We start from the raw sequence: 6,650 nt of genomic DNA on the forward strand, positions 1-6,650 counted from the left end.
GGCGCAGGACGCGGGGGAAGGCGAAGCCGTTCTCGACCGGCTCGAAGTAGGTGTCGCGCAGGTCCAGGGGCAGGTCGCCGAGCTGCCGCTCGGTGTAGACGCCGGTCCTGGCCACCTGCAGCGCCTTCTCGTCGAGATCGGTGCCGTAGATCTTCACCCGCTCCCGGAAGCGGTCCATGCCGAGCTCCTCGGCCAGCACCATCGCCACCGTGTACGCCTCTTCGCCCGTCGCGCAGCCCGCACTCCACACCCGGATCGCCTTGGTCGCGTTCTTGCTGCTGAGCAGCGTGGGGATCACCGTCTCCCGCAGCGCCTGCCAGGCGGCCGAATCACGCAGGAAGCTGGTCACGTTGATCAGCAGGCTGTCGAAAAGTCGCGTGAATTCCTCCGGCTCCAGCTCGAGGAAATCGCGGTATTCGCTGAAGTCGCGTAGCTTGAGCGCCTCCAGGCGCCGGCCGATCCGGCGCATGAGCGTCGTGCGCTTGTATCCCGTGAAATCGAACCCGCGTGTCTCCTTGAGCAGGAGGAGGAGGTCATCGAAATCATGCTCTTCCTCTGTCGTCACAGACGGTAGATTACGCCGAGTCGGGCTGCTCAGGACGACAGCAGGTTGTCACCGTCGTTGCCGATTCGCGATTGCAACCCGCGAATGGTGCGCAATGCCTCACGTGTCCGGTTCGCCTCCTCGTGGTAGCGGGCCCAGGTGTTGCGCTGGCCCCGCTCCCCGGCCTGCTCCAGCATCCGCTCCAGCATCCGGACGCGCTCCTCCAGCCGCTGGATGGCCACCCACAACGCCTGCTCCACGGCGTCCGACTGGGCCTCGATCATGCTGTCGTGCGACCACGCGTGACCGACCCTGCACACGTAGCGGGAGATCCTGTCGCTGTGCTGCTCGAACAGCGGGCCGTTGCACTGCGGGCAGGTCAGGCCGAGGAGCTGCCCGTTCGGATCGTCCATGATCGGCGCGTGCCGCAGGACCTGGGCGACCTCCCACTCCGTGCCGTCGTCGTCCACCCTCTCCTCCGCGGTGACAGGGGTACGGGTCTGCGCGGTGATCCAGTGCGCGAGCCCGCGCGCGGGAAGCGACACGGCGTTCGGCACGGCGGCGAGGGCGGCGGCCGGCATACCGGGGAAGGCGCACTCGGCGACGTCCTGGACCGCGATCGCGCCTCCCTGCCGGCGCACCGCCTCGCAGCCCTTGGCGCCGTCGTCGAGCGTGCCGCTCAGCACCACCGCCGACACACGAGGCCCGGCGTCGAGGGCCGCGCTCATGAACAGCGGGTCGGCGGCCGGCCGATGCCCGTTGTGCTGCGGGCCGCGCGACAGCCGGGTTCTGCCCTCGTGCAGCAGCAGGTGGTGGTCGGGCTGCGCGACGTAGACGCGGCCGTACTGGGTCTGCTCCTGGTCCTCGGCCGGCGCCGCCTTGAGCGGCCCGGCCCTGTCCAGGATGTTGGCCAGCACGCTGGTGCCGCGCGGCGACACGTGCAGAACCACCATCACGCTGGCGGGAAGGTCGCCGGGAAGCTCGCTGAGCATGGTGCGCAGGGGCTCCACCCCGCCCGCCGAGGCGGCGATCACGACAACGTCCCGCCCTGCTGTCCTCACCCCCGTTCTCCTCTCCAGAAACGGGCGGATCATGCGTGGAGCACTCAGCCGGGGGCGTTTCTCACGGTCTGAGTGATGGTGGCCAGCGCCTGGTTGGCCTTGGCGACGGTGGCGCGGACGGTCGAGATGGTGGCGTAACAGCGCGCCCGGGTCTCGAACAGCTCCTGCCGCGCCCGGTCGGAGCGCCGGATCCGCTGCTCCAGCGCCTCCACCTGCCAGCGGGCCTCCTCACGCAACGCGCGGGAGCGGGCCATGGCCCGGTACGGGCGGCCCGGCGACGCGGCGGGCTCGTCCCCGTCGGCCCGGGCGGGCGGGGCCGGCGGCGGGCTCACCAGGTGGAGGTGATCGGAGCGCTGCCGGGCGCGCGTGGCCTGGCGCGGGGCCTGGCGCAGGGACTGACGGGGCGCTTGACCACGGGGGACCCGGCGCAGGCGGGGCAGGTGCCGCCGCTCCGGGTTCGGCGGCTCGTCGTCGGCGATGCCCACCTCGGCCAGGGCCTCCCGCATGGTGTCGTACATCGCCATGGGCGCGCGGGAGTGCTCGGTCACCAGCCCGATCAGGCGGCACAGCGCCGGCCCCGCCTCGGCGACGGCCAGGCCGCCGCCCTTGGCGTACAGGGCCTTGTGCGCGGCGGCGAGGTGATCCAGGCCGGTCAGGTCGCAGAACCACAGGTCTCCCGCCGCCACGATCACATGGATGATCGGCGACTCGGCCAGCGGCCCCAGGGTGGCGGCCAGAACGGGCGCCGTGGTGGTGTCCAGCTCACCCGTCAGGGTGATCACCACGGTGGTGTCGGAAACTGTCGTCAAGCGCACCGACAGGAACATGTCTGATCCCTCCATCGGCCGCGAAGGCTTTCATCCTCAGAGCGAACCATCTCCTGCCCATCCTGCTCCCCCGCCGGGCAAAGAGCCAGGGTGTCACTCACTTCGGCGCCCTGCCGGTGAGATCCATGACGTCCCCCGCGTTGCCGACGACGGCCAGCGCGACGTGCGACAGCTTGCGCCGGTGACGGCGGGCGTAGTCGCGCAGCTCGGCGAAGGCCTCCTCGACGCTCAGCCCGCGGCTCTCCGCCAGCACCCCCTTGGCCTGCTCGATGGCGATCCGGCTGTGCGAGGCCACCTGAAGCTCCTGCACGAGGAGCTCGCGCCGGTCCCCGGCACGGTGCCCGAGCAGCCCGATCGCGGCGTGACAGGCCAGCGTCCGGCCCAGCCGCCGGTCGGCGTCGCTCAGCTCGCGGGCCTGCCCGGTGAACAGGTTGAGCGCGCCCACGACCTCGTTCCCCAGCCGCATCGGCAGGCCGTGCGCGCCCCGGTAGCCGGCCTCGGCCGCGGGGCCGGTGAACGAGGGCCAGCGGTCCGGCGTACGGGCCAGCTCGGCGCAGGAGACCGGCTCCCCGGTGGCGAAGGTGTCGAAGCACGGCCCCTGGGCCTGCTGGATCTGCAGCACCTCCAGCACCCGGGCCTGCTCCGTGGAGGCGGCGACGAGCTGCGGCCGCCCGCGCCCGTTGTCGACCAGCACGCCGGCCGCGGCGACGCCCAGCAGGGCGACGCAGTGGCCGGTGAGGCGCTGCAGGTAGTCGATGACGTCGAAGTCGTCGGCGAGGACGTCGGCCAGATCGGCGAAGGCGCCGGCGATCCGCTCCTCCCTCGTCGCTGATGGCTCGGCCATGGTCAGCACTCCTGGTCGGGATCGCCGGAGGGATCGCCGCCGGGGTCGCCGCTGGGGTCGCCGGGGGCGAGGCGGAGCCGGCGGCCCACCACGTCCCTGGCCACCTCCTCCAGCGGGCGAAGGCGGGTGAGGGCGTGCTCGCGCAGCGCGGCCAGCGCCTGGCCCGGTCCGACGTCCCGCTGGACGCAGACCATCCCGATGGCCTGGTGGACCTCGGCCCCCGCCGCGCCGAGGCCGCCGCGGCTCCACGTCCCGGCTGACGGGCCGGTCAGCGGGCCGGTCTGCGAGCGGGGCAGCCGGTGAGCGGGGCGGCAGAGGACGAGCTCGATCGTGAGGTCCGCGACGAGCAGCGCGTCGGTGAGCTGGGCGTCGCTCAGCGGGCCGGGCGTCGTCCGGCAGAGCGACAGCACGCCCGCCGAGATCGCCCCGCTGCGCAGCGGGAACGCGAACACCGCCCGCGCCCCCTCGCCCAGCGCCGCCGGCCCGTAGCGCGGCCAGCGCATCATGACGCGAGTGGTGCCGAGTTCGGGGACCAGCACCGGGCAGCCCAGCTCCCAGGCATCCGGGCACGGCCCCTCGGCCGGTGCGAGCCCCAGCGCGCCGAGCCGCTCGGCGAGCCGCCCGGCCGCGTGGGCGGCCACCTCCCCGGAGCCGTCCACCGGCCGCACCGCGGCCCCGGAGACACGCGGCACGGAGGTCCCAGAGGCGCGCGGCGCCGAGGTCCCGGCGAGGCACGACACCGAGGCCCCGGAGACGCGCAACGCGGTCACGCAGACCTCGCAGACGTCGGCCGCGGTCACCGGGCCGCCCCTGGCGGCGGCGTGGCCGGTGAGCAGCGCGACCAGGCTCGCCGCACGCTCCTGACCTTGCGCCTGCCGGGTCACGGCGGCCTCCTGACGGCCACCTCCATGTGACCTGGCCCCCATCATCGCGACGTTCCGCCCGGGGCGCCACCCTGCGCCGGGTTCCGGCTATGTAGCGCGTTTGCGCTGTATCAGGGCAAGTCGATGGGGTAGAAGGGGCGGTATGTTGGAGTACCTCCAGTCACGCATCAGCGAGGCGCGGGAGCGCGCCGCGCGGGCCCGCGAGCGAGCCCTCCGCGCGGGGGCGAGAGCGGCCCAGGCGGAGCAACGCCGTTGTGAGCTGGCGGCGGCGGACTCCGGGCAGGGCTCCACCCCGCAGCAGGCGCAAGCGGCCACCGAACGCTTCGAGCAGGCCCGGCGCGACGCCGAGCGGGCGGCCGCCGACTCCAGGGCCGGCCATCTCCACGCCGCGCTCACCCACCGCCGCAGCGCCCTGGTGCACGACAGCCTCGCCGACGCGGGCATCGGCGACGTCGAGCAGCACCGGCGCTCGGCCCAGACACAACGTGACGCCGCCCGGCAGGAGGAGCGCCAGGGCTAGCGTCCGTCAGGATCGCGGCGGATCGCGACGATCGCCACGTCGTCCTCGCGCGTCCCGAACGTGGCCAGCAGCCGGTCGCAGAACTCCTCCAGGTCGTCCTCGACCGTCTCGGCCACCTGCCTGGCCTGCTCCAGGCTGATGTCGAGCAGGATGTCGCGGTCCTCCACCAGCCCGTCGGTGAACAGCAGCATCGTCGCGCCGGGCGGCAGCACGAGGCGCTCCACCGTGTAGTCCTCGGCGGCCACGCCCAGCAGCAGGTTGCCCAGGCCGAGGTAGCGCCCGTCGGGGCCGGCCAGCAACGGCGGGATGTGCCCGGCGTTGGCCAGCTCCACCTCGCCGGTCGTCCCGTCGGCGAGCAGCAGGCAGACGGTCGCCGTCATGCCGGGGTGATAACGCCGCAGCACCTTGTTGAGCAGGTCCATGGACGCGCTCAGGTCCACCGAGTCGATCAGCGAGGCGCGCAGCGCGTGGCGCAGCTCGGCCATGATCGTCGCGGCCTGCAGCGAGTGGCCGGCCACGTCGCCGATCGCCACCAGCGCCCGGTCGCCGATCCGCAGCACCTCGTAGAAGTCGCCGCCGACCTCGACGTTGTCCACGGCGGGCTGGTAACGGTACGACACCGTCAGCCCCGGAACGTCGGGGATGCGCGTCGGCAGCAGGCTGCGCTGGAGGGTGAGCGAGATCGCGTGCTCCTCGGTGTAGACGCGCAGCGCGTCCACCGCCAGCGCCAGCTCCTGGCCGAGCTGGCGCAGCACGTTCGTCTCGTCGACGTCCAGCGGCGGGTCGGCCTCCAGCCCCAGGTAGACGGGCAGGCGGCCCTTCTTGATGCGGCACAGCACCCCGGTGACGGGCGCCTGGATCTGCGCGTCGTTGACGACGGTGTGCCATTCGTCGGCCGTCATGGTGAAGACCTGGGCCCCGGCCGTGTCGCCCAGGGTGAGCTCGCTGATCCGGTCCAGCGCCTTGGGGGAGGCGGCCCGGTTGCCGGCCGTCTCGCCGGGCCTGGCGCGGAAGCGGCGCATCCGGCCGTCGGGCGGCAGCGCGAGCGCGCCCGCGTGGCGGCCCAGGATGTCGACCGTGCCCTCGACGGTCACCGCGAGCAGCCGGTCGAAGGAGTCGGCCGCGTTCATCCTCAGCGTCACGTCGGCCAGCTTGGCCAGCCGCTCGGCCATCACCTCGGCGTGCCGCCGGGCGCGGTAGTAGCGCAGCGTCGCCTCGACCGTCGCGGCGAACTCGGCCGGCTCGATCGGCTCCGACAGGTAGGCGTCGGCGCCGCGTTCGAGCCCCTCGGTACGGTCGGCGGAGGTGATGGCGTTGCCCGACACCTGGATCACCGGGATGGAGGCCGTGGCCGGGTCGGCCTTGATCCGCTCGCACACCTCGAACCCGGGCAGGTCCGGCAGCCGCACGTCGAGCACGACCAGGTCGGGGCGGCTGACGGTGAGCATGGACAGCGCCTCCTCGCCGCCGCTCGCCTCGATGACGGTGTGGCCGGCCCGGCGCAGCCAGCTCGACAGGATGTAGCGCTTGGTGGGGGTGTCGTCGACCACCAGCACCGTCGCCGCCGGGTTCGCCGGCCTGGCCAGGGACTCAGCCACGAGCCGCCCCCACCGCGTCGCGGACGGCCTGCAGGAGCTGGTCGCGGCGCAGCCCCTGCTTGGGCAGCACCGGGTGGCCGGGGGGCGCCGTGTCGGGGCGCACCGTCACCACGACGACGCCGACCTGTCTCAGCGCCTGCTCGTCGGACATGCGCTGGAGCAGCGCGTTGCCGTCCAGCCGGGGCATCAGCATGTCCAGGAGGATCACGTCCGGCGGGCGCTCGGTCATCATCTCCAGCGCGGCGGCCCCGTCGGCGGCCTCGTCCACCTCGACGGCGAACCCGTACAGCATCCTGCGGATGGAGGCGCGGAACGCGTCGTCGTCGTCGGCCACCAGCACCCGCGCCACCTCGGGCGTGCCGTCGTGGTGCG

Annotated in this window: 8 protein-coding genes; 1 reads left to right on the plus strand and 7 read right to left on the minus strand. The window is 73.3% G+C overall.

Annotated elements, in window-relative coordinates; translation table 11 throughout:
- The 5 genes from KME77_RS09035 to KME77_RS09055 form a co-directional block, all read right to left on the minus strand.
- On the minus strand, positions 1–565 hold a 565-nt coding region (locus tag KME77_RS09035), incomplete at its 3' end, for a CheR family methyltransferase (protein WP_308250624.1).
- Positions 566–594: 29 nt separating this feature from the next.
- Positions 595–1,605: a chemotaxis protein CheB gene (locus KME77_RS09040; protein ID WP_219463897.1), complete on the minus strand. Its 1,011-nt coding sequence runs from the start codon at positions 1,603–1,605 to the stop codon at positions 595–597.
- Between the two features lie 44 nt (positions 1,606–1,649).
- Positions 1,650–2,420 (minus strand): STAS domain-containing protein, encoded by a 771-nt coding sequence (locus tag KME77_RS29780; protein ID WP_219463898.1) that lies wholly within the window; start codon positions 2,418–2,420, stop codon positions 1,650–1,652.
- 109 nt (positions 2,421–2,529) lie between these two features.
- On the minus strand, positions 2,530–3,276 hold the full coding sequence (locus KME77_RS09050) for a GAF and ANTAR domain-containing protein (protein WP_219463900.1): 747 nt from the start codon (positions 3,274–3,276) through the stop codon (positions 2,530–2,532).
- Positions 3,277–3,278: 2 nt separating this feature from the next.
- Positions 3,279–4,160, minus strand: coding sequence for a GAF and ANTAR domain-containing protein (locus KME77_RS09055; protein ID WP_219463901.1), 882 nt, complete (start codon positions 4,158–4,160; stop codon positions 3,279–3,281).
- Between the two features lie 142 nt (positions 4,161–4,302).
- Between KME77_RS09055 and KME77_RS09060 the strand changes: the two genes are divergently transcribed.
- Positions 4,303–4,680, plus strand: a complete 378-nt coding sequence (locus KME77_RS09060; RefSeq protein WP_219463903.1) for a hypothetical protein — start codon at positions 4,303–4,305, stop codon at positions 4,678–4,680.
- Here KME77_RS09060 and KME77_RS09065 read toward each other — a convergent pair.
- Together KME77_RS09065 and KME77_RS09070 are read right to left on the minus strand one after the other, a co-directional pair.
- Positions 4,677–6,278 (minus strand): SpoIIE family protein phosphatase, encoded by a 1,602-nt coding sequence (locus KME77_RS09065; protein ID WP_308250625.1) that lies wholly within the window; start codon positions 6,276–6,278, stop codon positions 4,677–4,679. The genes KME77_RS09060 and KME77_RS09065 overlap by 4 nt on opposite strands.
- Positions 6,271–6,650 (minus strand): response regulator (locus KME77_RS09070; protein ID WP_219463905.1); only part of this gene is annotated, 380 nt, incomplete at its 5' end. The genes KME77_RS09065 and KME77_RS09070, both read right to left, overlap by 8 nt.

The sequence above is a fragment of the Nonomuraea rhizosphaerae genome, from assembly GCF_019396405.1.
In the GTDB taxonomy this organism is placed as follows: Bacteria; Actinomycetota; Actinomycetes; order Streptosporangiales; family Streptosporangiaceae; genus Nonomuraea; species Nonomuraea rhizosphaerae.